Genomic DNA, 23,571 nt, shown 5'->3' with positions numbered 1-23,571 from the left:
GACTGCAATGCCTTATTTACTTACTGATGAGCAAAAAATGATGCGCGATATGGTAAGAAAACTTGCCCAGAATGAAATTGCCCCCCGGGCCGCCGAAATTGACCGGACCCGTAGATTTCCCCGGGAAAATATAGAAAAAATGGCCGAACTGGGTCTGATGGGCGTGCCAATTCCCGAGGAATACGGAGGGGCCGGCTGCGACTTCCTCTCCTACATCATCACCATCGAGGAAATTTCACGGGCCTGCGCCTCAACCGGCGTTATATTAGCGGTTCATACCTCGGTTGGCACCTTCCCCATTTTGTACTTTGGAACCGAAGAGCAAAAGCAAAAGTATATTCCTAAACTGGCCGGCGGAGAATATATCGGCGCTTTCGCGCTTACCGAGCCCAACGCCGGTTCCGATCCCGCCAATCTTTCCACCACCGCCAGGCTTGAAGGCGACCACTACATTGTCAACGGCAACAAGATATTTATCTCCAACGGCGGGGAGGCCAGTGTGTATGTTACTTTTGTAACCACGGACAAAAGCAAGGGACACAAGGGCATTACCTGCTTGCTGGTGGAAAAAAATACGCCGGGATTTTCTATTGGTAAAACAGAAGAAAAAATGGGCCTGCACGGCGATATAACCACCGAATTGATCTTTGACAACGCCGTTGTCCCCAAAGAAAACCTTTTAGGAAGAGAAGGCGAAGGATTTAAAGTTGCCATGGCCCTGCTGGACGGAGGACGTATCGGTATCGGTGCCCAAGGACTGGGTATTGCCCAGGCGGCCTTCGACGTCGCCAAAGACTACGCCAAAGAAAGAGTGCAGTTCGGCAAGTACATTGCCAGTTTCCAGGCAATCCAGTTTATGCTGGCGGATATGGCCACCCGTATAGATTGCGCCCGGATGCTGGTATACCGGGCCGCACGCATGCGCGATATGGGCCTGCCTTATAGCAAGGAGGCCTCAATGGCCAAAATGTACGCCACCGACACCGCCATGGAAGTTACCACCAACGCGGTACAAATCCTGGGCGGTTATGGTTACTGCAAGGAATACCCCGTGGAGCGCTACATGAGGGACGCCAAAATCACCCAGATATATGAGGGTACCAACCAAATCCAAAGAATTGTTATAGCCAAGCATATACTAAATCAATAGCCCAAAAAAGGGGGGGCTTATCCCCCTCCTTTTCAACCGTTTATATCAGCCGCATAATAAGCGTAATAGATAATCAATGCCAGCGGGGCTGCAAAGGTTACCCCGGCGGTGCAAAAGGCCCCCAGCGCCCCGCGCAGGTTTTTTTCCTCTTTCAAAGCATACCACCCGTAACTGGCAATATGCAGGGAAACCAGACCCGCCATAATTAAAATTGCTGCGTAATACATTTTACCTATACCACTCCTATTGCAGAGGCGCCATTTCATGCAACAACCCGGTGCGGCGCACCTTGTAATCCACTTTGATATCGAAGGTCGCTTCAGGGTATTTTTCATCCCAGTTGTAAGCCACCCATTCCGGCCAAGTTAAAAACAACTTTTTGGCATGAAGCCCAAACCCCAAAAAATCTGCTTCTATTTCCCTGCTCTTAGCCAGTGTGTCACTAATTTCCTTGTATAATATTTTTTCAACTGCATTCTCAATAATATAAAGCCTGTCCGGGGTGGTGTAATTCTCACCGCTTTGTATGCTGACCACTTCCCCCTCCATTTTAATATCAACGGCTATGTGCGGGTAACCGTCAATTATCTGCACATCAACCTGCGGGTTTTGGCGCGGCTTGGCCTCAACAATAATGAAATCATTCGGGTGCTTGGGGTCGGGCGCATTAATAAATGTGCGTTTCATTGTGCCGTCGAAAATTTTCTGCACGCCGACCTGGTTCCCATTTAATGTGGCAATCATTTTACCCCCTTTAAATATGGCGGCCCCCATAAATTCCAACTCACCGCCGCCCTTGCGGGGAATCTTTCCCGCCTGGTAATTCCCCTTTTCCTTTTGGGAATTACCGGTGTATACGGGCTCTTTACGGTTGAGCGATGCCAGTATCCCCAGCGGGGCAACACCGGGCATTTTGGATTTAAGATAAAAACTTTCGAAAGTATCAAAAGGTATAAACTCGGTATACCGCCACCCCCTCTGCAGCAGTTCATAATATTTCCCCACGTTATCCTCAAGTTTGGGCACGCCTTTTGACAGGAAATCTTCGGTCCTGCCCTCGCAAACGATGATGTGCGAGGTCCTGCGAAATTGGTGAAACCTGGCCATAACATCAATATACTTCGCTATACCTTCTTCAGCCAAAGCCCGTGAAAAAACAAACCACTTAATGTGACTCAGATCAGCCCGCCTGTCCACCACGGAGTCCAGCAGTTCCAGGGCACTTAAAAAAGTAGGAGATTCCATTGATACCGTAAAAAAGCCGCCTCCGCCGCCTCCGCCCGAGGCAGGCTGGCCGCCTCCCCCGCCTGCGATATTCTTGGGCACCGCAACAACAGCAGTTACAGTCAATTTGTTTTGCTTCCCCTTATCCAGTCCAACGGCCAACACCCAGGCAATTTCATCAGGGTCATTGTAGTCATAACAGCCGGGTACCAGTAAAAGAAGAAACCCAATTAACAAAAGGCTAATTACTTTTTTCATCAAGGCCGCCTCCCTTGCCCCTGAATATGGAAATCAGCAGCAGCAGCAATATAATTGCCACCAGCATCCCCAAGCTGTAACGGCCCAGATATAGCTGGCTCCAGTATGCCGCCTGGATCACATTTTGTGGAATAAATGCAATGACCGCAGTAAGAACCGTCGCTGCCAATACAAACGGGCGGTAATCCCTAAGTTTACAGATACGGGTTAACACTACAGCCGCGGCGTAATAGGAGATGGATAGAAAGATCATGTTGCCAAAAACCCATAATGGTACAAATAAAACCTCCATCCTTTGGCCGAACCTGCCCATGTTAATGATCCTGGCCAGTTCAAAAGAAGGAAGCATTAATTCAGTTACAGGCGGGTAATCATATACCAAAATAGGGACCGTTGTAAATAAAAACAGAAAAAAACCCGCAATGAGCGTACCCCCGACACCAATGGCCCTGATCCTGCCGGCCGGCAAAAAATGACAGATCAAACCCAGCAATATAATTTGCACAAAGTCTCCGGTAAAGTTTAAACTCCCCAACAGCAATTTCAGCGGGCCGGGACCCAGCAAAGGGAAAAATGCGTCCCAGTGCCACAGGGGGATGGTTAAAGCAACCAAAACCAAAGCTGTAACCACCAACACCGAGACAAAGAACCTGGCGGTACGGGCAACAGCCTCAAGTCCCAGGTAACTCACTACCATCGTACCGGTGATAAAAAAAGCGATTACCAGGCTGATTGGCGTATCCGTAAGAAACCCTGACACCACACCTTCACTGGTCCCCCGCAGGGCCATCCCGGCCCCAAGCAGCAGCAGAGCCAGGTAAAAAAAGGCAAACAGCAGGTTTAAATACGGGCCTGCCAGTTCCTCGCCAATTTCAACCAAATCCAGGCCTGGATACCGGTTAAGCAAAGCAACCAGCAATAATGCAACCACAACGCCGGCAATGGTAGTTATCAGGGGAATAACCCAGGAGGCATTCAAACCTTTATGATAGTAAAAAACCGTATAGGTTAAAAAAACCTTGGACGAAATAAAAATAAACAGTAGTGTTATAGCTTCAGAAGCACCTACAACGGGCCTGAACCGGCTCATTTGCCACCTCCGCCCCGCTTGCCGCGGCCCCGCCGCAACCAGCTGCGGCTTTTTGGGGGTTGACGCCGGGTTTTCAACGGATCCAAATAATCCGGCCGGGCTTCCTGGCTCCATACCGGGCCACGCATGAAGTAGTCTGTCCCCTTAATGGTTACCGGCGCTGCCGGCGCCATAAAAGGTACTCCAAAAGACTTCAGGGAAACCAATACCCCAATATGTATGTAAACCCCAACCAAAATACCCATAAGGCCCATAACGGAAGCCAACATAATATAAACAAACCGCAATAGCCTTATGGATAAAGAAAAAGAGTAATTGGGTATGGCAAATGAGCCCAAAGCGGTTACCGCCACTACAATGATCAAAATAGGGCTGACAATGTTGGCCGATACTGCCGCCTGACCAAGAATCAAAGCCCCCACGATGCCCAGAGTGGTGCCGACAGTGCCTGGAATCCTGATCCCTGCTTCCCTGATCAGTTCAAAGGACGTTTCCATCACCAGAACCTCCACTATAGACGGAAATGGCACCTTTTCCCGGGCTCCAGTCATGGCCAGCAGCAGGTCCGTCGGTATAAATTCCGGGTGATAAGCCACGATAGCGATGTAATGAGCCGGGAGCAGCAGCGCCATAAACAGTCCCAGATAGCGGATAATCCTGATAAAGGAGCCGGCGGGCCACCTGATGTAGGCGTCTTCGGGGGACTGCGTTAGATTGAAAAAAGTACACGGCACCAGCATAACAAAGGGATTACCGTTGATAAAAATAGCCACCTTGCCTTCGATCAGGCCGGCTGCCACCCGGTCCGGACGCTCGGTGGTAAGCACCTGAGGAACCGGAACTACGGGTGAATCCTCAATCATTTGTTCCACCAGGCCTGGTTCGCTTAAATAATCGGCGCGGATTAATTCAAGCCGTTTTTTTACTTCCTTGACCAAATCCGGATTTGCCACATCCGCCAAATACATCACAGCGCACTGCGCAGGACCGACGGCGCCGGCATTGACATATTCGGCTACCAAAGCGGGGCGGTGAAGGATCTTGCGCACCAGGGTGGTATTAATTTTGACCAGCTCGGTAAAGCCTTCCTGTGGACCCCTAATTACCGCCTCAACCTGGGGCTTGCCAACACTACGGTACTGCCAGCCTTTGGTTTCCATCAGTATGGCCCGGTCAAAACCATCGATGATCAACGCAGTGTTGCCATTTAGCACATCGTTAACCACTTGTTCGAAAGTTTCAGCCTCGGAAACCTGGTTGCTCGGGAGTACCGCCTCCTTTATCCGCTCGATAAAATCTTCATCATCTTGATTACCGACGGCAGCACCCCCATCCTGGCCAACATTCCTCAGTTCCGAAAGAAGCATCAGCGGCTGCAGGATAGTGCTATTCTGTAACTGGGTATTGGTAATCCCATCCAGGTAAAGCAGCATCGCTCTGGTAGGAGGCTTAGTACCAATTGAGATAGGTCTAAAAACCGGGTCCTTGTTCTGGGGCACGCGAAAAATTTTCTCCAGCACCTGCTTATTGTTATCCAGGCCCGGATAAAGCCTAACTTTATTGTTCATTATGTCGTCAATAGCCTTGTTTTCCGCTATCTTACCGGCAAACCTTTTCTCTGTTACAGGGTTGCTCTTCACTCCCCCGTCTTTCGATTTTCCTCCGCCCCGTCCATCTTGATCCTGCCGGCCGCCGTTTCCAAACCCGGTGGAATCTTTTGCAGAACCTTCCTTTTTATTCCCGCCGGATTGATTAGAGTTCTCATCCATCCGGTCCTCAATCCCTGATTCAAAAACAGACGGTATAAAACTTGGCTTCCTGTAGAGCAGATACTTCAACAACTCCACCACCACCTCGGGGTCAGGCTTAAACCAACTATAATAACCATTAAAACCGCATATAGCAATCTCGAATATTAGTAATACCCTGGCAGTTGGTGGTTTATGTGGATATATCCGATACGGATGGTATTTACGGGCGATGCGCGGATGAAAGAGTCATCTCCCGCAGGGTGATAATCACTTCAAAAACACCAGTTCGCATGGTATAATATCCTTGTGATCTATAATATACCGCAAAAATAAAATAAGGCAGGTGATAAGAATTACACAAGACCAACTTCAAATGACTGTCGATCAGGTTAGAAACTGGATCATGAATCCGGCGAACATTCAATCTTTATTGATCAATATTGGGCTATCAGCGGTAGTACTATTTACAACTTACTTGCTAATAAAAATTTTATCCTTAATTCTTGACCGGGTAATGAAAGAAAGGGGCAGCAACGAAGAAAATAAGGATAATGAAACAGACAATCGCCTCGTATCAGATAACATAATCCGCTCAACCAGGGTTTTATTAAAAACGCTGCTTCTTTACGGGGGATATTTTTTTGCAGCTATTTTAATCCTTCAAATCTTTAATGTGAAAGTAATTTCAGCGGATGACCTGAAATCCATAGGTGTTAAAATTATCAAGATTGTGGGAGTACTTGTTGGAGCCAAACTTGCAATTAGTATCGGCCAGTTGACCGTTAAACAAATTTTTGAGCGCCATAAACTAAATGAGCAACGGAGGACCCAGACTCTTGAAGCATTACTCCGCAGTGTGCTTACTTATATAATTTTTTTCCTGGCCGCGTTGATGATTTTGGAAATTCTCAATGTCAACACCAGTGCCATCCTGGCTAGCGCCGGCATACTGGGTCTGGCCGTGGGGTTTGGAGCACAAAACCTGGTTAAAGACGTAATCAGCGGGTTTTTTATTTTATTTGAAAATCAATTTAATGTCGGTGATTTCATAGAAACAGCAGGGGTAATTGGCACAGTGGAGGAAATCGGTCTGCGCACCTGCAAAATCCGCCAGTGGACAGGGCAGCTGCACATTATTCCTAACGGGGAAATAACTAAAGTGACCAACTACAACCGGGGACAAATGATGGCTGTGGTAACCGTGGGAATTGCTTACGAGGAAGACATTGACCGGGCCATTGAAGTGTTAAAACAGGAAAGCCATATTGCCTACCGAGATATCGAAACAATTTTAGACGAGCCCCAGGTCCAGGGTGTGATCGAACTTGCCGATTCCTCTGTCAATATCCGTACCATTGCCCCAACCATTCCCGGTGAGCAATGGTCTGTAGAACGCGAATTACGACGTCGTTTTAAATATGCACTGGACCGGGCAGGCATTGAAATCCCTTATCCCCGCCGGGTGCTGTACCAGCGGGAAGAGGAAAACCATTCCACCGGGGACCGGCAATAATTGGGCCAATCGAATTTGGCTTATCACGAAGTATACAGAATGAAATATACAACCAAAACCAAACCGGGGGCGGGTTAGTTGCTTAACTCCAGCCCCCGGTTACTTATTTTCCGGTACCAAATTTAAAAACCTCCTTAAATATTATTCAATAAATAATTATTCATTGTTAGCTATCCTTGGACAAGGTATCCCGCTTTTCATCGGGTTCAATTTCAATTTTTTCCAAGCCAATGCCCCTCAGGATCTCGTCAATTAATTCTTTGGTCATTACCATATCTCACCTCCTTTTAAAGTACTTAAAAATAATTACATGCTTATTATAGCAAAGATGAGTTAAGAATTAAATGAAAATTTGTAAAAAAAGTATTAATTATTAGTTAACATTTATTGTTAGGCCTTAAGAATTGCTGTCCGGGTTACTTAACCACAAATTAACATAAACTTTCTTGAAAAACTGTTGCCTTATTAATAACCTTTGTGTATAATATGCATAATATGAGTATGGAGGTGGTCTTATGAAACTCAATACAGCGTATCGGTTAACCATTAACGGCGACGGTGAAAACAGGCAATACCACCTCTATTCCAGGTGGTTAGTCCAAATTTACATTCAAACCTATCAAACCTTGGGCAAACAAATCAATATTGAACAATTAATCGACGGGCTATGGATACCTGCCAGCATTTAAAAACAATTGCATATTTTTATTTTTATGCAAAGCGGCTATTAAATGGCCGCTTTTGAAATTTCAAAAGCATAATCGCGCGCGACCAATGGAAGTGTTAGCAACGCGTGTTTTTATAATCACGGTTCAAAACTATTTTACATAATGTATAAAACATTACGATATAATGGGGGGATATGTCATTACTCAACCAACAACCAGACCGGCAGGCAAAAAGAATAACCAAACAAATCCGCCTGGTGGCACAACCAGTATTAGAACCATAATTCCTTGGCGGAAAGGATTATCCGGTACAAATTCGCCCACTTATTCCGGCTTATCCAATAACAAACTTTACTGTGACCGTTTTAACCAGAGAACCGGTCAACCGGCCGACGACTTAACAATATCATGCCGTAAAACGCAAATTCCAACAAATAACTCAGACGGCATTTCGCAGAATCATGGTTCTGCATATACTTCCCATATAAAACCTTGTGATCTAGTCACCTTAACCGGCGGCGAAAAGCAAATGCTGGAACTGGTTAACCAAGAAAGAAGCAAAGCCGGCTTACCTATGTATGAAGTAGATCCCAAACTGGTGCAACTGGCCCGCATGAAAAGCAAGGATATGTATCATAACCGTTATTTCAGGCACACCTCCCCGACTTACGGTTCTGCTCTAAGCATGGAGATAAAAGCCGGTTTCAGCGCCATGGTCATGGGGGCGGAAAACATCGCCAAAGCTGCCACTGTACTCAGGACACACGAACTGATTATGAACAGCGCCAACCACCGCAACAACGTCCTTGACCCCAGGCATACCATCATCGGCATAGGTATATTTGAAACTCCCTACGGGGTGTATGTTACCCAACTATTTGCAGGGAATTAAAAAGTTAAAAACCCAGTTTATTATCTGCTGGGTTTTTAGTGTGCCATATTGTTTTTACGCTAATTTACCGGCCGACCGCCGTTATTACTTCTTTCATGTAAAGGTGAAAACCGGTGTGCCGTCGCCGGCTGTACCAACCATTCTGTACTTACCGAGATCACCAGGCAGGGCTGAAGCTGGGTTATTTAAAGATAGCCGGCCATTTTGTCCGGAGGCGGGCGCTGCATTGGAATGCTTAAACTTGAAAATACCAGGCGCAACTTGATCAAATTTCTCTTTAAGATTACTCCGGCATACATCACCGGGACCTGAAGGTATTTTTTGGGGTACAACAGGCTTTGTTTCAACATCAACAGTTTTTTCCCCAAGGTCACCTTTAATATCCACTTCAATCACCCGACCTTGCGCAGTATCGCGCTCATCTTTAACCACGGGTTCATCACATCTCATTTTTTTCCTCCCGGCGCAGCCTCCCCAGGCTTTACCGCCCCGTCTGACAGGGTTTATTCCTCCGGGCGCATCAACCCAAATATTTCCACATAGCGGGTTCCAAATCCAGGGCATATCAAACCACCTGCTTCATCAATTTATATATATTACTTAATCCAGACTTTTTTTGTTAATGAAAAATAAAAAAATCTTTATTATTTGCACACTATACCATTAATTGACATACTTTTATACTAAGTCCATTATTAGTGGATAAAAGGAGGAATCAAAATGTCTGACGACGTTAATGTAAAAGATGCTAACACTAAGGGCGTTGCACATGTTGAGCACCATCATGACCCCGGACCAGATTTCGACCCCAACCACCACGATCCCAAGCACCGTTTCGATGTTGTTTGTATCGAAACTTACAAAGTTTATGATTTTTGCTACCAGTCCTTACACCTGGAAAACAACTGTTTTACACCAAGCTCAACACCTCCCCCGGGATCAGTAATCGACTGCATGATCGTACACACAGACTGCGAGGAAGTTGGACGCACAGAGCCGGATGAACATGGCCGGGCCAATGTTACATTTGCCATAACCGTAAAAATAAAGATCAAAATACATCACGACAGCTTTGAAAGACATCATCATGATCCACATGAGTTTTCTTTCTTCAAGACGGTTTCCCTTTGCGCTCCGGAAGGCACACGCACATTCTGTGAAGTCGTAAACAGTTCCTGCGGCCCCTGCATAGTTACAAACGGCCAAATTTGCTGCGCCATTAACCTGTGCATTGTGATCAGTTCAGTGGCCCCCGTAAAATTGCTTGTGCCCACTTTCGGCTTCTGCACACCTACAGAATGTGAAGCAGTATCTCCCATTGATCCTTTCGTCTGCCCGGGCAAGCTCTTTCCGGACCCCTGCCGGAATCACTGTCACAAGCCGAGATAATATAAACAAGTTATGCTTGAAACTTTAAACAAGGGTCAGGCAGCGCCTGACCCTCAATGATCTTCGGGGGTGTCATTTTGGCTATCATTACACTGGAAATTCCCAGAAACAAAACCGGCGAGGAAGTGGTAAAAAAACTTTTAAGCAAGCCAGGCATCGAACAAGTACAAATAATTGACGACAAAGTTAAAATCAGCTATGATCCATTCAGTGTGCTACCGTTCAGCATTGAAAGGTGGGTCAAAGAAACTAAAGTTTACCCCTTCTACTTTGGCTGAAAAAAGAAGTAGTCATGCCCCCTTGCGGGGCATTAATCGATTTCATAGCCGTTTCATGGAACGCTCCAACTGTGACAGCGTGTTGCTTTCAAGTAACCGGACCGTTTTCCCAAAAAGTTCGACAGTCCGGACATCCTGCCATTGTTTGCGGGGTAGCGTATTCAGCCACAAAATATCTTTGACGCGCTTTTTAATTTCTGCCAAGAGCAAAGCGGTGTTTTCAGGTTCAAGGGTCTTAGTATCGCTCACGATTATAAAAAAAGTATTACGGGTTAACAGGTGCTGGTAACCGTTAATAAATGTCCACAGGGAAGCCGCAAGATTAGTGGTTTTACCCCACTGGCCGCTCTCCAACATTATTGCGGACATCGTTTGTGCGAATCCCAGGCGCCTTTCAAGTTGTGGCGTAATTCTTTCCAGGTCTTCAGAAAAAATGAATGTTTCAATATCCTTAACCACATCGGAAAGACCGTAGATAAACTGAATGATCAAACGGGCGTAGCGGGCCATCGAAGCGGATACATCACATACCAGTACAAGCCTTGGTTTTTGCACACGCTTGCTCCGGTAACGAAGGTACAAAGGAATACCGCCAAATTGTATGCTGCCTCGCACAGTGCGCCGGATATCAATGGCCTGTTTTTTCCTGCTGCCCCGGTAGCGGCGGGATAATCCGGTGGCAAGGCGGCGGGCCATTTTTTTCAGCAGCACAGTTACCACCGGCATATCCTGCTCACCTATTGCCCGCATATCCTTTTCCAGAAGCGACTCCTCGGGTTCTCCAACCAGGTCCCGGGCCACCAATCTAATTATTTCATCCGCCTCCTGGTCACCACAATAGCTGACATTGTAATCCGGCCGGGCTTCCCCTTGCTCTTCTTCTTTCTTGTTCAGGTGATAACGCCAGTAATCAAGTGAAGCCTCCACCACCTGGGCAATTAAATCGGAAGGGTCATTAACCGGATTACCCCGGTAGCTCTCCAATAAATCGCGAATTTTTTTGCGCTCATTTTCCGGCAAGCGGGCATAGGTTTCCAGCTGGTCTTCAGTAAGCTTAATCTGTTCGGTGGCACCACCGGCCCATTCCCCCCCGCTTCGTGAAACACCATCCATAATTTCTGCTTGTGAACTCTTCATTAACTGTTCCAGTTCAGCGGCTTCTTTTGTTTCCCGGCGACGCCACTGGTCCTTGACTTCGCAGGGTGCAAAAAACCTGTCGAAAGCAAGATCAAACACCCTGGCGTCCTTCTGTTTTTTCACCAGCGTAGCCCTGAGCGCCGCACGAAACTGATTCCGGTCCAAAACATCCACCTCCGCCAGCGCCCTGACGGCATCGCTGAGTTCCGAGGTTCCCGTATTCAGACCCAAACTCCTTAACACAGCTATAAATTTGGATAATCGCTCAAAGAATGCGATCGGTTCAATTGTTTTTCCCGCAAAAACTGTTCCCATTTTGCTCATATCATCACCCGCCATTAACGCGTTCGCCAGGAGCAACAGATTACCTCGTGATTATTTTTATCTGATTGTTACAAGGGAAAACTACTCCTTATCTGGAATATAACACATTAAAAACTTTATTCCAACCAGGAGGGATAATTATGCATGAAGCACCAAGGGGAGCTTTTATCCAAAGGGACAAAAAGACTTATGCCATTGTGCCAAGATCACCCATGGGCCTGGTAACACCTGATACCCTGGAAAATATCGCCCGGGCAGCCCGCAAGCACAACATACCGGTAATAAAGATCACCTCGGGCCAACGATTGGCACTGGTGGGATTGGAACCGGAATGCGTAGAGGAAGTCTGGCGGGACCTGGGCATGGATGTCGGGCCGGCAGTGGGACTATGCGTTCATTATGTCCAGGCTTGCCCCGGCACCACTTTGTGTAAATACGGGATTCAGGATTCGCTAGGTCTGGCCGGGGAACTGGAAAAATTGTTCGTGAACATGGAAATGCCCGCCAAGGCTAAAATCAGCGTGTCCGGATGCCCAATGAACTGCGCGGAGTGCTACGTGAGAGATTTTGGTGTTTTCGGCAAAAAATCCGGCTGGACGGTGGTTGTGGGGGGCAACTCCGGAGGAAGGCCCAGGATTGGCGATGTTCTGGCAGAAAACCTTACCGCAGAGGAAGTTATAGCTCTTGCCCAAAAATTCTTTGATTACTATAAAGCTAACGCCAGAAACAGAGAAAGAACAGCCAGGTTCGTGGAACGCACCGGAATCGAAGAAGTAAAAAAATCCATCCTGTAGAAAAAAATTAAACAAGGGACTGACCAGTTTGGGCTGGTTCAGTCCCTCAAAATTTAACTATAATCTCATACTGTGCAGCCTGCTGACCCTTTCCTGAATAGGCGGGTGAGTACTGAACAGCTTAGCCAGGGATGCGCCTGAAAGCGGGTTTACAATAAAAAGATGGGACGCAGCGGGGTTTACCTGCATGGGGATGCGGTGGGCAGCCGATTCCAATTTCAATAGCGCGTTGGCCAAACCGTCCGGGGACCCGGCCAGGCGGGCGCCGGTTGCATCCGCTGAATATTCCCTGGAACGGGAAATGGCCATCTGGATGATCATGGCGGCAATTGGAGCTAATATAGCCATTGCCAGACCACCTATCAGGTTGGCGCCACCCTCTTCATCATCTCCCCTGCCCATCCCGAATATGGCCGCCCATTGAAAAGCGTTGGCCATCATGGATATCGCACCGGCAATGGTGGCTGCTACGGTACCGATAAGAACATCTCTATTCTTAATATGGGCCAATTCATGCGCCAGCACACCCTCAACCTCGGAACGGTTCAACAGGCGCATAATACCTTCAGTAACAGCCACAGCCGAGTGGTCCGGGTTGCGGCCGGTAGCAAAAGCGTTGGGCTGATCCGACGGAGTAACAAATAATTTGGGCATAGGTATTCCGGCCCGGTCTGATAATCTTCTGACTATGGCGTAAAGTTCGGGGGCTTCAGCCTCAGATACAGGGTAGGATCGGGTCATTTTAATAGCGATTTGATCACTGTAAAAGTAACTGAAGAAATTTAGCGCCATGGCAATAACAAAAAACATCACTGCGCCTGACTGTCCGAACAACGCGTCACCCATCAACACCAGCAAAACGGTTAGACCGCTCATCAACAGCCACACTTTTAATGTATTCATCTTAAACCAACCTCCCTTTCTAGAAAATTTGTCTTAAAAACTTGACGTCACTTCATTTAAATAAACCAGCAAGGATTGCACCAGGGCAATACCCTGTAACATAATTTTATTTCTCATTTGAACTGCCTGATGCTCATCAAGGCCTGCAACTGCAGCGGGCTGCAATTTGACCAGCTGGGATTCAATTTGTTTAAATTGTTTCTTTAAAAGGTCAATGGTTACAGAGCATGACGGTTCATCATTGAGTTGGCTTAAATACCGCTTGATTTCTTCCAGAGTGAATCTGTTTGCTTTTAACACTTCAATAATCTTTAGCCTCAGCAACGACTTATCCGTATAAAACCGGTAATTACTTTCCGATCGAACCGGTTCAAGCAAGCCAAGGTTGGTGTAGTAGTCTATCGTCCTTCTGCTGACCCCTGCCAGCCGGGCAATTTCACCAATCCTATATTTGCTTAACTCCCCAATTTACATCACCTCATCTTTTATTATAAACCATAACCATCATACTGTACAGTCCAACGTTACACTGTTTTGCCATATTGATTGAACTTTTTTGTATTATTATGTATGATTATTGAGCTCAGTAAATATTAAAGGGTTTAAAATTTACTATGAAACAACATCCGATTTAGATAAAATTAATTCATCGGAATTTCAGTCGAACGGAAACTGCTTAAAAACCCGCGACCCCACATATAATAATCAGTGTAACATGCACCCGAGCCAGTGTCTTAAATGAGGTAAATAATAATGGACCAAAATCAGTATTCCAACCTGCAAAAACTGGCATCCCTGCATAACATACAAACAAAATACACAACAGCAGGAGGCACCTGCCGGGAAATAGAGCCACAAAATTTAATAGCGATATTGCAAGCGCTGGGGGTTAAAATAGAAAGTCCCAACGATATACCGGAAGCCCTTCATCATAAAAAGCAAGAAATATGGCAGCGCTGCTGTGAACCCGTGGTGGCGACCTATCAGGGGACTCCAGGCTTTATTGAACTGCGCCTGCCGGCCGGAACCACCTGTGACCTGGAATTGACTTTTCATTTGGAAAACGGCGAATTGCGCCGGTGGAACTGCGGTCTGGACCAGCTTACCGCTCAGGTAACAGAGGTGGATGGCTTAAAATATGTTACCAGGTCCATACCCTTACCGGAAGAATTACCCGTCGGCTACCACCACTGCAAATTTGACCTCCCCGACGGATCACATCAAATACTTATCATTGTGGCGCCACCTCAAGCTTACTTTCCTTTAGCATTGGAAGCTAAGCGCAGCTGGGGAACGTTCATGCCGTTATATGCGCTTCGCTCGGAGCATAATTGGGGCGCCGGCGATTTTGGCGACCTTGAAAAAATACTGCAGTGGACAGCTGACCTTGGCGGCAGCTTTGCAGGGACTCTCCCGCTATTAGCTTCTTTTTTAAGTGAACCATTTGAACCAAGTCCGTATGCACCGGCCAGCCGGTTATTCTGGAACGAGTTTTACCTGGACATGAGCCGGGTACCGGAATTAAAACATTGTTCCGCCGCACTGGATTTGGTAAATTCCCGCGCTTTTAGGGATAGCCTGGCGGAACTCCGCGCCGTTTCCCTGGTGCATTACCGGCGCGTAATGAGTCTTAAACGAAACATACTGGAACTATTGTTAGAATACCTCGAGAGTTCCGGCTCCTCCCGGCATGACGAACTGCGCCGGTGGGTTGAAGCCAACCCCGAGGTAAAACGTTATGCCAGATTCCGGGCGGTCATGGAAAAAAGGAATACCCCGTGGCAGCAGTGGCCGGACCATATGCGCAATGGAAGACTTCGCGCGGTAGACTGCGACCCTAAAGCCGAACAATACCACCTTTACGTTCAGTGGCTCGCCCATAGCCAGCTGCAAGCGGTAGCAAGTCAGGCTAGCAAGGAATGGCCCGGCCTGTATCTGGATCTACCCCTGGGCGTCCACCCGGCCGGTTATGATGTTTGGAGCAGGCAAAGCCTTTTTGCCCTTAACGCCAGCTGTGGGGCTCCACCCGATTTGCTTAATGCAGAGGGGCAAAACTGGAATTTTCCTCCCCTGCATCCGGAACACATCCGGCAGCAGCACTATGGCTATTTTATTGATGTATTGCGCCATCACATGAAGCAGGCCGGCGTCCTGCGGATTGACCATGTAATGGGGTTTCACCGCCTGTTTTGGATCCCTACCGGTCAAACAGCTGAAAATGGAGTTTATGTGGGCTACAAGGCCAAGGAATTCTATGCCATTTTGAACCTGGAATCAAACAGGCAAAAAACTGTCCTGGTAGGCGAAGATCTTGGTATGGTCCCGGCAGGTGTTAGAGAAGAAATGGAAGACAGAAAAATTTTGCGCATGTACGTGCTGCCTTTTGAGCTCAAGCGCCGCGCGGGCAGGGTACTGCCAAACCAGGCGCCCGCCGGCTCGCTGGCCTGTCTGAACACGCATGACATGCAACCTTTTGCGTCTTTTTGGCGCAGCAATAAGGCAGCTGATCGCGCTGCCCTGATCAAAAATATTCATTGCAGGAAACGAAACGGGGCCGGGAAAAAAAGCATTAAAGCCGCAATAAGCTGCTGCCTGAATTATTTGGCCGCCGGGCCGGCGAAAATGATGTTAATCAACCTGGAGGATTTATGGCTGGAAAAGTCCCCGCAAAATATTCCCGGGACAACCGGCGAATATCCGAACTGGCGCCGTAAATCCAGGAAAAGCGTTGAAGAGTTCACCGTTTCCAACAGGATTAACAGCCTGCTGCTAAAAATTAATGAATTAAGAAAAAAGAAATAGAATCTATTTCGCCCTGTCCCGTTACAAGGAGGAAGTATCATGGAAAAATACATTTGCATCCACGGCCACTTTTATCAGCCGCCGCGGGAAAACCCCTGGCTTGAAGCCATAGAGGTACAAGATTCAGCCTATCCTTATCATGACTGGAATGAAAGAATCAGTTTCGAATGTTACGCACCGAATGCCGCGGCAAGGATTCTAAACGGAAAGGGCTGGATTAAAAAAATCTTTAACAATTATTCCCGGATCAGTTTTAATTTCGGGCCGACCCTGCTTGACTGGATGGAATCCAATGAGCCCGAGGTGTATGAAGCCATCATCCAGGCCGACCAGGCCAGCATTAAGCATTTTTCCGGGCATGGCTCAGCCATGGCCCAGGCTTACAACCACATGATCATGCCCCTGGCCAACCGCCGGGATAAATATACCCAGGTAAGCTGGGGCATCCGCGACTTTGAAAAAAGATTCGGCCGTTCTCCGGAAGGGTTGTGGCTGCCGGAAACAGCCGTCGACCTGGATACTCTCGATATAATGGCGGAACTGGGCATCCGCTTCACCATCCTAAGCCCGTACCAAGCCGGCCGGTTCCGCAAACTGGGCACAGAAAACTGGGCCGAGGTGGGACCTGAAGGCATAGACCCAACTATGCCGTACCGCCTGAACCTGCCCGGTTCCAACAGGCACATTAATATATTCTTTTACAATGGGCCCATAGCCCAGGCTGTTGCCTTTGAAAACCTGCTTACCAACGGCGAACTGTTCGCCCACCGGTTGGCAAGCGGCTTTTACGAATTACAGGACCGCCCCCAGCTTGTGCATATTGCCACCGACGGTGAAACGTACGGGCACCACCACCGGCACGGCGAAATGGCTCTGGCATACGCGCTGGATTATATCGAAACACGCAAAATAGCCCGGATTACCAATTACGGAGAATACCTTGAATTATATCCCCCGACTCACGAGGTGCAAATCAAAGAGTTCACCGCGTGGAGCTGCGCCCACGGGGTGGAACGCTGGCAGAGCAATTGCGGCTGCCACTCCGGATTAAACCCCGGTTGGAACCAAGCCTGGCGGGCACCTTTGCGCCATTCTCTAAACTGGCTGCGCAACAAAATAACTCCGCTTTTTGAACAAAAAGCCCGCATCTACCTTAAAGATCCATGGGCTGCGCGCAACGAATACATTAAAGTTATTTTGAACCGCTCACCGCAAAACATTGATGAGTATATTAATAACCACGCCGTGCACCGGCTTGATGACGGCGAACAAATAGCAGTACTTAAACTAATGGAATTGCAAAGAAACGCCATGCTGATGTTCACCAGCTGCGGGTGGTTTTTTGACGATATTTCAGGAATTGAAGCCATTCAAATACTACAGTACGCAAGGCGGGTAATTCAACTCGCGGAAGAATTGTTCGGCACCGGGCTGGAAAAAGATTTCCTTGAAATACTGTCCCAGGCCAAAAGTAACCGCAGCGAGCTTGGAAACGGGGCGGATATCTACAAAAAATATATTTCACCATCAATGGTGGACCTGCCCAAAGTGGGTGCCCATTATGCCATAAGCTCCTTGTTTACAAGATATGGTGATAAAACCAGAATTTTTTGCTACGATATAGACCGGTTGGAAAAACAAGCGGCCATAGCAGGTGAAGCAAAATTAGAAGTGGGCAAGGCAAGGATCACTTCGCTGATTACCCGAGAATCCGCCACCATTTGCTATGGAGTGGTTTATTTCGGTTATCACAGCGTCAATTGCGGTGTCAGAGTTTTCGTGAACGAAAACCTGTACCGGGAGCTTAAACAGGAAGTAACAGCGGCTTTTAACCAGGCCGATTTACCAGAGGTAATCAGGCTGCTTGATTTTTATTTTGAAGACGGAGTGATTTACTCACTCAAAGAAATATTTAAAGACCAGCAGCGCAACATCCTGGACATCATTCTTAATTCCACGCTGGAGGAAATTGAAGCCGATTACCGAAAAATTTACGAACATCATGCATTTCTAATGCGTTTTTTAAAAGATATGGGCACTCCTTTGCCTCACGCCCTGATTTGTGCCGCTGATTTCTACTTAAATACCAGCCTGCGGCGGTCTTTTGCCAATGAGACCCCGGACTTGGACTATATCACCGGCCTGCTGAAAGAGGCAAAAGCATTGGAAATCAGCCTTGATCACGATGGGTTAAGCTATATCCTTGCCAAAACAATGGAAAACTCAGCTGCCCGCTGGCTCAAAAATCCTCTGGACCTTAATTTGCTGAAAAACCTGGATATGCTGACCGGACTGGCCCGCTCGCTGCCCTTTGAGGTAGACCTTTGGAAAGTGCAGAACGTTTATTATGGGCTGCTCCAAACCGTTTACCCGGTTCAAGCTAAAAAACCACCTGAAGATAACGATGCCGGGGAGTGGCTTAAACACTTCTCCACACTTGGTGATAGACTAAAAGTGTACCAGGGAAGCTAGTTATTGCCGTAAGCACTTCACAACGGAAAAAAAGTAACCGGCGAAAATTCGACGGTTAAAGAAAGTATGGAGTAAATGGGTTTTAAACCTGTAAAAAGCGTACACAACCAGTTCTCATTGCGCGCGCTTTTTTATACTTTAATCTTAATTCCCGGCCATAAATATGGGGATAAACTCTTCCCGAAGTATTAAAAAGCCCGGCTGTTCCACGCCAGCCGGGCTTAATCTTTGGGATGAACTATAAACCAAATGCACCATGCCTTTGCGCGGAAGGCGATACCACTTCGACCAGGCAGGTCTCCTGACTCATGGCTCATAGCACATCTCCCGCCTTCCCGGGCAATAAACCCAGTGGCCTCAGGGAAATGCTCCCCATTCACAGTGGCCGGACCGTCCGGGATTTGCACCCGGTTCCCTTTTACCCCCCGGTTTGGACCCGGGGGAACCTTGGCCTGTACTTGTATTAAATTATGGACATTTTATCACGATCCAGGTTAATTGTCCAGAGATGAAAGTATTGGATTGATCAGTCGTTTCACTCCCCGCGATGACAAATTTCGCCTCATTACATCGCGGGCGCAGCGAAGCAATTTCCGGTTGCTGTAGCTAAATTGATACAAAAAATTTGGATTTTATTGATAAAAATTCATAAATGTTCAATCTTTAACGCATAACTAATCCTATTAAATTATAAATTTGGCGAAAGAGGATAAGATGTTAAAAGATATAAAGATTAGCAACAAGCAGGCCATATATATCAACATTAACATGGTTATCGCGACGGGTTGGCTAAGCGCGCCGGCAATTATCGCCGAGAAAGCCAAACAAGACGCCTGGATTTCACTTCTAACAGCTATTCTATTAAGCATACCAATAGCCTGGATAACAAGTAGGCTCAGCTCCCTCTACCCGGGGAAAACACTGATAGAATACCTGGAAGATATTTTGGGGCTATGGCCGGGTAAAATTTTAGCCTTCTTTTACCTCCTATGGTTTATTCACATTACTTCTATCATGTTCAGAGAATACTCTGAATTTCTTACGGATGTTTTTATGCCGGAAACGCCGCTGGTTGTTTTTCCGGTTGTGGCCACTTTGGTTATTGCCTACGCCGTTACAAAGGGGTTGGAGGTGCTGGCCAGAACATTGGAAGTCTTTTTTCCGTGGATCATTTTATCAATTTTAGTACTATTCCTTCTATTGATTCCGGAAATGGATATCAATAGGTTGTTACCTGTTTTTGAAACCAATGCCGTTGATATATTTAAGGGATCACTGGTTCCCATGGGCTGGATGACGGAAATATTTACTTTTGCCATGTTCATACCCTTTTTAAACAAACCTCAACAATCCTTAAAGGTAACTATTGCCTCAACTATCCTTGTGGGCTTGAATTTTCTTTTGCATGTTGCAGGAAGTTTACTTGTATTTGGGGCTTCAATCTCATCAATGATGTATCCCGTTTTAAATGCAGCCCGTTTGATTAGTGTATCGAAATTTATCCAGCGGCCTGAACCTATCATAATGGCTATTTGGATTGCCGGCGGGCTGATAAAAATAGCCGTTTTTTATTTCGTTATTGTTTTTGGCATGGCCCAATGGCTTAGACTTAAGGACTACCGGCCGCTGGTCCTGCCGGTAGGGGTAATCTTAATTGCACTATCTGTTATTGTAGCCAACAATACCATAGACATATCAATCTTCTTGGCTCATGTCTGGCCCTTTTATTCTTTGCTTCTTTTCCAATTTGGCATTCCTGTGATGCTATTGATGATTGCCTTAATAAAAAGAAAAATACTGCCCAAAAGTTAGAGAAAGCCCGTACCTGCCGTTTTAACCGGTTTCTATTGCTTGATTGCATTACTTTTAATTAGATTCCGTATTACCTTAACTGCCTGATTCACCGTTCTTGGCACTGTTATTGCCAGCTCCGGTATATTTAAAAATATACGCGACACCAGCGGGTAGGTCAGACTGGCTTCCTCTACAATTTTCTTTTGGATAAGCAATTCCGAGCCGCCATCAGCCAAAACTCGCCCATCTTTAACAATAATAATGTGATCCGCCCATTCTGCAGCCAGATCTACGTCATGGGTAGCTATGATTATAGTTATCCCTCTTTGATGCAATTCGTCAAGAATGTTCACCACCTGTTCTTTGCCTGATGGATCGAGGTACGCCATGGGTTCATCCAAAACGATAACCCCGGGCTCCATGGCCAGGATACCGGCAATAGCAACTCTTTTCTTTTGGCCGTAACTTAAATGATACGGGGGCTTGTCCTTGTATTCGTACATCCCCACAGCATGCAGTGCCTTGCTGACCCTGCTGGTAACTTCAGCACTACTCAGTCCCATGTTAACCGGCCCGAACGACACATCATCCCATACGGTGGATGAAAACACCTGATTATCAGGGTCCTGGAACACCATACCAACCATTGTTCGCACCCACTTTTCGGTCTTTTTGTTTACCTCCCGCCCCTGCACCGATACAGAGCCCTGCTGGGGTAAATGCAGCCCGTTAAGGTGTAAAAGAAGGGTGGACTTGCCCGCCCCATTAGGACCAAGCATGGCCACCCTTGAGCCCTCTTCAACGGCGAAAGAAACTCCGTTTAAAGCCCTGGTTCCATCTGAATACGTAAAAAACAAGTTCTCTACTTTAATGATATTAGCCATTGCCAACCCCCGGCATCATATACTTGAAGAAACATGGCCACAGCAAGAATGCCGAGGCCCAAGCCGATATCAAGGAGCCTGAAGCCGTTACTAAGGACAGCTCCGGTTTCGCCGCAGTAACCTCTGGACAGCATAGCCTGGTAAACCCTCTCGCCCCTGCTGCCGGCCCTCATAAACAGCACCCCGACCTGACTGCCCAGTGTTGCGAAAGTGCGCCTGTGCAGGAAACTGCGCCCGGATTCAAACCCCCTGGCTTTGCGGGCCAGAGACATGGTCTTTAGCTCATCAAGCAGCACATTAATATACCTGACGGTAAATTCGATTATAGCGACAAAAACATATGGTACATGCATCTGGCGCAATCCCGACATTATCCGGCCAAAACCGGTTGTGGCAATTAAAAGTGTAACGGCGAATATGCCCAAACCCATGCGCAATGTCAGCAAGGCAGCCCGGGTCATGCCCTCAACAGACATTGTAAGCTCCAGCGTTCCCAGATGAAACTGGGCAATTGCCGCGCCGGGTACGACAAATGGCAAAATGACTGCCATAACCCCTCCGAAAGGCAGTATCCAAAGCAGCCTTTTTAAGAACATGGTAAAGGAGATCCCGGCCAGAGCACCCAGTAAAACTATAAATGTCATTCCACCCAGCAGAGCTGCAATTGAATCTGACGACATCATAATGAAAATAAAACCGGCCAGCGAAACAATCTTTACCCTGGGATCCAACCGGCCCATCCACGTATTATTATTAACGGAATACCAAAAATCCATGACCGCGCCCCCCGAAAAAATAAAAACCACGAAAACCTGCCTTTATCCGACAGAACCTCCGTGGTCCTTTTGTTTATGTTAATTTTAATTATTAAATGCAACAATAGTGAAGTGACGCAGCATTCACTGTGGAGATAGCTTAGCAACGATCACAATGACAAGCCGATATTCTTAAGTACAGCCTTCATGACTGCATTATCAATTTAATTATATAGAATCCACCGGTTATGGTCAATCATTTTTTGGTTCTCCGAAACCACGGGGAACAGCACCAAAGTTTATTTTTACGGCGTCCCTAAGTGCGGCATTTAGGTTGTGGCAAAAATCATAAATATCCCGTCTTATCGAAAATTGCCGGACTTCAAACTGCTTACCCGGCACAGCGACGAATACATTTGACCGCAGGTTATCCCTGCCCGGCCACAATTCATCCACAGTCCAACCTCCCGCATTGTAGACCTGGCAGTTTCCCACTTGCTCCCCGTGTACAGGGCGGTGAGTATGGCCAAATACAAGGCTGAATTCCGGGGGATATACCTCCGGAGCAAGCTCACGCTCACTCTCAATGTACTGCAGGTACTTTTCGATGCGCGTTGATAGCCCGGATCCTAATGTGGCATTACGATCGCCGCCTTTTTTCAAATTACCGAACAGCCTTTGGAAAATTTTCCTAATAGCAATATAATCTAATACATGGCCCATCTTTTCCAACAACCAGCGGAACTCCTCATACGCGTTTTCTATTTGTTCCGAGAGCCGGCCGGACTGGCCGCTGCCATACATGATAAATTCAAGATAAGAAGAATTAAACATTTCCAACTCGGACAGGTTTTGAGCCTGAATCACATTGGCACCAATCCAGGACTGCTTGCGGTCAAAAAAGTGCCCGTGGTGAAATAAAATCGTTTTTTCACCACAAGTAGTAACGTAATTGGGATAAGCAAGCCAGAAGCGCCCCCTTAAAAAGGGCGGTAATAGATTAAGCAAGAACCGCACCCCAAAATTCATGCTGTTAAAGGCGCCTGTTTCCTTGCCCGGCCCTGTAATTCTGGGATATTCGCGCGGCAATTGTTCATTGAGCAGTGGCCATTTAATATATTCTTCCTCGCAGACTTGCAACCAAATATGATGATCATGGTTTCCCGGAACCCATACCACAGCGCCTGGCGATAGGCCGGTAAAAATTAAACGAAAGAATTCCCGCGCTTGCAAGAGACAATCGCTGTAGGCGGCCAGGGTCAGGTCAATGATGTCTCCAACCAAAACCACTTCAGCTATGCCACCCGACTCCCAGGCAATCTTATGCAATAAAATGTTCAACTCGTACGGGGTTGGATTTTGCGGGGGATTTTTGAAAGCATCATCATCCTGCAAAATTGGGGGAACGACCTTTCCCAACAGGGGGTTCAAAGCCGAAGACTCTTCGCCCAGATGCAGGTCGCTGATCGCCACCACTGCCGGCATGCACTAAC

The 23,571-nt window shown here is 47.1% G+C and carries 21 protein-coding genes and 1 riboswitch; of the genes, 10 read left to right on the top strand and 11 right to left on the bottom strand.

Annotated elements, in window-relative coordinates:
• Positions 1–7 precede the first annotated feature (7 nt).
• Positions 8–1,150 carry an acyl-CoA dehydrogenase gene (locus H569_RS0118310; protein ID WP_027366159.1) on the top strand — a complete coding sequence of 381 codons (1,143 nt, stop codon included), beginning with the start codon at positions 8–10 and terminating at the stop codon, positions 1,148–1,150.
• A 32-nt stretch (positions 1,151–1,182) separates the two neighbouring features.
• On the opposite strand, the gene H569_RS0118305 is transcribed toward H569_RS0118310, so the two are convergent.
• The 4 genes from H569_RS0118305 to H569_RS0118290 are packed head-to-tail and all read right to left on the bottom strand — an operon-like array spanning position 1,183 to position 5,569.
• Positions 1,183–1,377 (bottom strand): hypothetical protein, encoded by a 195-nt coding sequence (locus tag H569_RS0118305; protein WP_027366158.1) that lies wholly within the window; start codon positions 1,375–1,377, stop codon positions 1,183–1,185.
• A gap of 16 nt (positions 1,378–1,393) precedes the next feature.
• Entirely contained in the window at positions 1,394–2,632 is a 1,239-nt protein-coding gene (locus tag H569_RS0118300) for a Ger(x)C family spore germination protein (RefSeq protein WP_027366157.1), read from the bottom strand.
• Positions 2,616–3,722 carry a GerAB/ArcD/ProY family transporter gene (locus tag H569_RS0118295; RefSeq protein WP_027366156.1) on the bottom strand — a complete coding sequence of 369 codons (1,107 nt, stop codon included), beginning with the start codon at positions 3,720–3,722 and terminating at the stop codon, positions 2,616–2,618. Before H569_RS0118295 ends, H569_RS0118300 begins: the two co-directional genes overlap by 17 nt.
• Positions 3,719–5,569 carry a spore germination protein gene (locus tag H569_RS0118290; protein ID WP_238492601.1) on the bottom strand — a complete coding sequence of 617 codons (1,851 nt, stop codon included), beginning with the start codon at positions 5,567–5,569 and terminating at the stop codon, positions 3,719–3,721. The genes H569_RS0118295 and H569_RS0118290 overlap by 4 nt, the downstream gene beginning before the upstream one ends.
• Before the next feature lie 277 nt (positions 5,570–5,846).
• Here H569_RS0118290 and H569_RS21040 point away from each other — a divergent pair, with 277 nt between their 5' ends.
• The 3 genes from H569_RS21040 (at position 5,847) to H569_RS22685 (ending at position 8,546) form a co-directional block, all read left to right on the top strand.
• Complete coding sequence (locus H569_RS21040) at positions 5,847–6,986, top strand: mechanosensitive ion channel family protein (RefSeq protein ID WP_238492600.1); 1,140 nt, start codon at positions 5,847–5,849, stop codon at positions 6,984–6,986.
• A gap of 515 nt (positions 6,987–7,501) precedes the next feature.
• The gene (locus tag H569_RS22690) at positions 7,502–7,675 is read left to right on the top strand and encodes a hypothetical protein (RefSeq protein ID WP_157833585.1); all 174 of its coding nucleotides are present in this window, start codon (positions 7,502–7,504) and stop codon (positions 7,673–7,675) included.
• Positions 7,676–8,183: 508 nt separating this feature from the next.
• Entirely contained in the window at positions 8,184–8,546 is a 363-nt protein-coding gene (locus tag H569_RS22685; protein ID WP_034631425.1) for a CAP domain-containing protein, read from the top strand.
• Positions 8,547–8,639: 93 nt separating this feature from the next.
• On the opposite strand, the gene H569_RS0118265 is transcribed toward H569_RS22685, so the two are convergent.
• Positions 8,640–9,110, bottom strand: coding sequence for a calponin homology domain-containing protein (locus H569_RS0118265; protein WP_027366154.1), 471 nt, complete (start codon positions 9,108–9,110; stop codon positions 8,640–8,642).
• A 156-nt stretch (positions 9,111–9,266) separates the two neighbouring features.
• Here H569_RS0118265 and H569_RS21030 point away from each other — a divergent pair, with 156 nt between their 5' ends.
• Positions 9,267–9,935 carry a hypothetical protein gene (locus tag H569_RS21030; protein ID WP_051273761.1) on the top strand — a complete coding sequence of 223 codons (669 nt, stop codon included), beginning with the start codon at positions 9,267–9,269 and terminating at the stop codon, positions 9,933–9,935.
• 77 nt (positions 9,936–10,012) lie between these two features.
• A complete protein-coding gene (locus tag H569_RS0118255; protein ID WP_027366153.1) occupies positions 10,013–10,213 on the top strand; it encodes a hypothetical protein in 201 nt (66 codons plus the stop codon).
• A gap of 42 nt (positions 10,214–10,255) precedes the next feature.
• On the opposite strand, the gene H569_RS0118250 is transcribed toward H569_RS0118255, so the two are convergent.
• Positions 10,256–11,710, bottom strand: coding sequence for a vWA domain-containing protein (locus H569_RS0118250; RefSeq protein WP_027366152.1), 1,455 nt, complete (start codon positions 11,708–11,710; stop codon positions 10,256–10,258).
• A gap of 104 nt (positions 11,711–11,814) precedes the next feature.
• Here H569_RS0118250 and H569_RS0118245 point away from each other — a divergent pair, with 104 nt between their 5' ends.
• Positions 11,815–12,468 (top strand): nitrite/sulfite reductase domain-containing protein, encoded by a 654-nt coding sequence (locus tag H569_RS0118245; protein ID WP_027366151.1) that lies wholly within the window; start codon positions 11,815–11,817, stop codon positions 12,466–12,468.
• 57 nt (positions 12,469–12,525) lie between these two features.
• On the opposite strand, the gene H569_RS0118240 is transcribed toward H569_RS0118245, so the two are convergent.
• Positions 12,526–13,371, bottom strand: a complete 846-nt coding sequence (locus H569_RS0118240; RefSeq protein WP_027366150.1) for a zinc metalloprotease HtpX — start codon at positions 13,369–13,371, stop codon at positions 12,526–12,528.
• 33 nt (positions 13,372–13,404) lie between these two features.
• Positions 13,405–13,815, bottom strand: a complete 411-nt coding sequence (locus H569_RS23440; RefSeq protein ID WP_257720130.1) for a MerR family transcriptional regulator — start codon at positions 13,813–13,815, stop codon at positions 13,405–13,407.
• 309 nt (positions 13,816–14,124) lie between these two features.
• Here H569_RS23440 and malQ point away from each other — a divergent pair, with 309 nt between their 5' ends.
• From malQ to H569_RS0118215, 3 genes are all read left to right on the top strand, one after another.
• Entirely contained in the window at positions 14,125–16,173 is a 2,049-nt protein-coding gene (malQ, locus tag H569_RS0118230; RefSeq protein ID WP_027366148.1) for a 4-alpha-glucanotransferase, read from the top strand.
• 39 nt (positions 16,174–16,212) lie between these two features.
• Complete coding sequence (locus H569_RS0118225) at positions 16,213–18,645, top strand: DUF3536 domain-containing protein (protein ID WP_027366147.1); 2,433 nt, start codon at positions 16,213–16,215, stop codon at positions 18,643–18,645.
• Positions 18,646–18,919: 274 nt separating this feature from the next.
• A riboswitch (cobalamin riboswitch) is annotated at positions 18,920–19,110 on the bottom strand.
• Positions 19,111–19,359: 249 nt separating this feature from the next.
• Positions 19,360–20,457, top strand: a complete 1,098-nt coding sequence (locus H569_RS0118215; protein ID WP_027366145.1) for a GerAB/ArcD/ProY family transporter — start codon at positions 19,360–19,362, stop codon at positions 20,455–20,457.
• Between the two features lie 32 nt (positions 20,458–20,489).
• Here H569_RS0118215 and H569_RS0118210 read toward each other — a convergent pair whose 3' ends face one another.
• The 3 genes from H569_RS0118210 to H569_RS0118200 form a co-directional block, all read right to left on the bottom strand.
• On the bottom strand, positions 20,490–21,323 hold the full coding sequence (locus H569_RS0118210; RefSeq protein ID WP_027366144.1) for an ATP-binding cassette domain-containing protein: 834 nt from the start codon (positions 21,321–21,323) through the stop codon (positions 20,490–20,492).
• On the bottom strand, positions 21,302–22,099 hold the full coding sequence (gene cbiQ / locus H569_RS22110; protein ID WP_027366240.1) for a cobalt ECF transporter T component CbiQ: 798 nt from the start codon (positions 22,097–22,099) through the stop codon (positions 21,302–21,304). The genes H569_RS0118210 and cbiQ overlap by 22 nt, the downstream gene beginning before the upstream one ends.
• A 231-nt stretch (positions 22,100–22,330) precedes the next feature.
• A complete protein-coding gene (locus H569_RS0118200; protein ID WP_027366143.1) occupies positions 22,331–23,563 on the bottom strand; it encodes a metallophosphoesterase in 1,233 nt (410 codons plus the stop codon).
• Between the last annotated feature and the right edge of the window lie 8 nt (positions 23,564–23,571).

This window comes from Desulfotruncus alcoholivorax DSM 16058 (genome assembly GCF_000430885.1).
GTDB classification, from domain to species: Bacteria; Bacillota; Desulfotomaculia; order Desulfotomaculales; family Desulfallaceae; genus Desulfotruncus; species Desulfotruncus alcoholivorax.
Note: the sequence above shows the minus strand (reverse complement) of the source record. Positions and strands in the feature narration are given on the sequence as shown.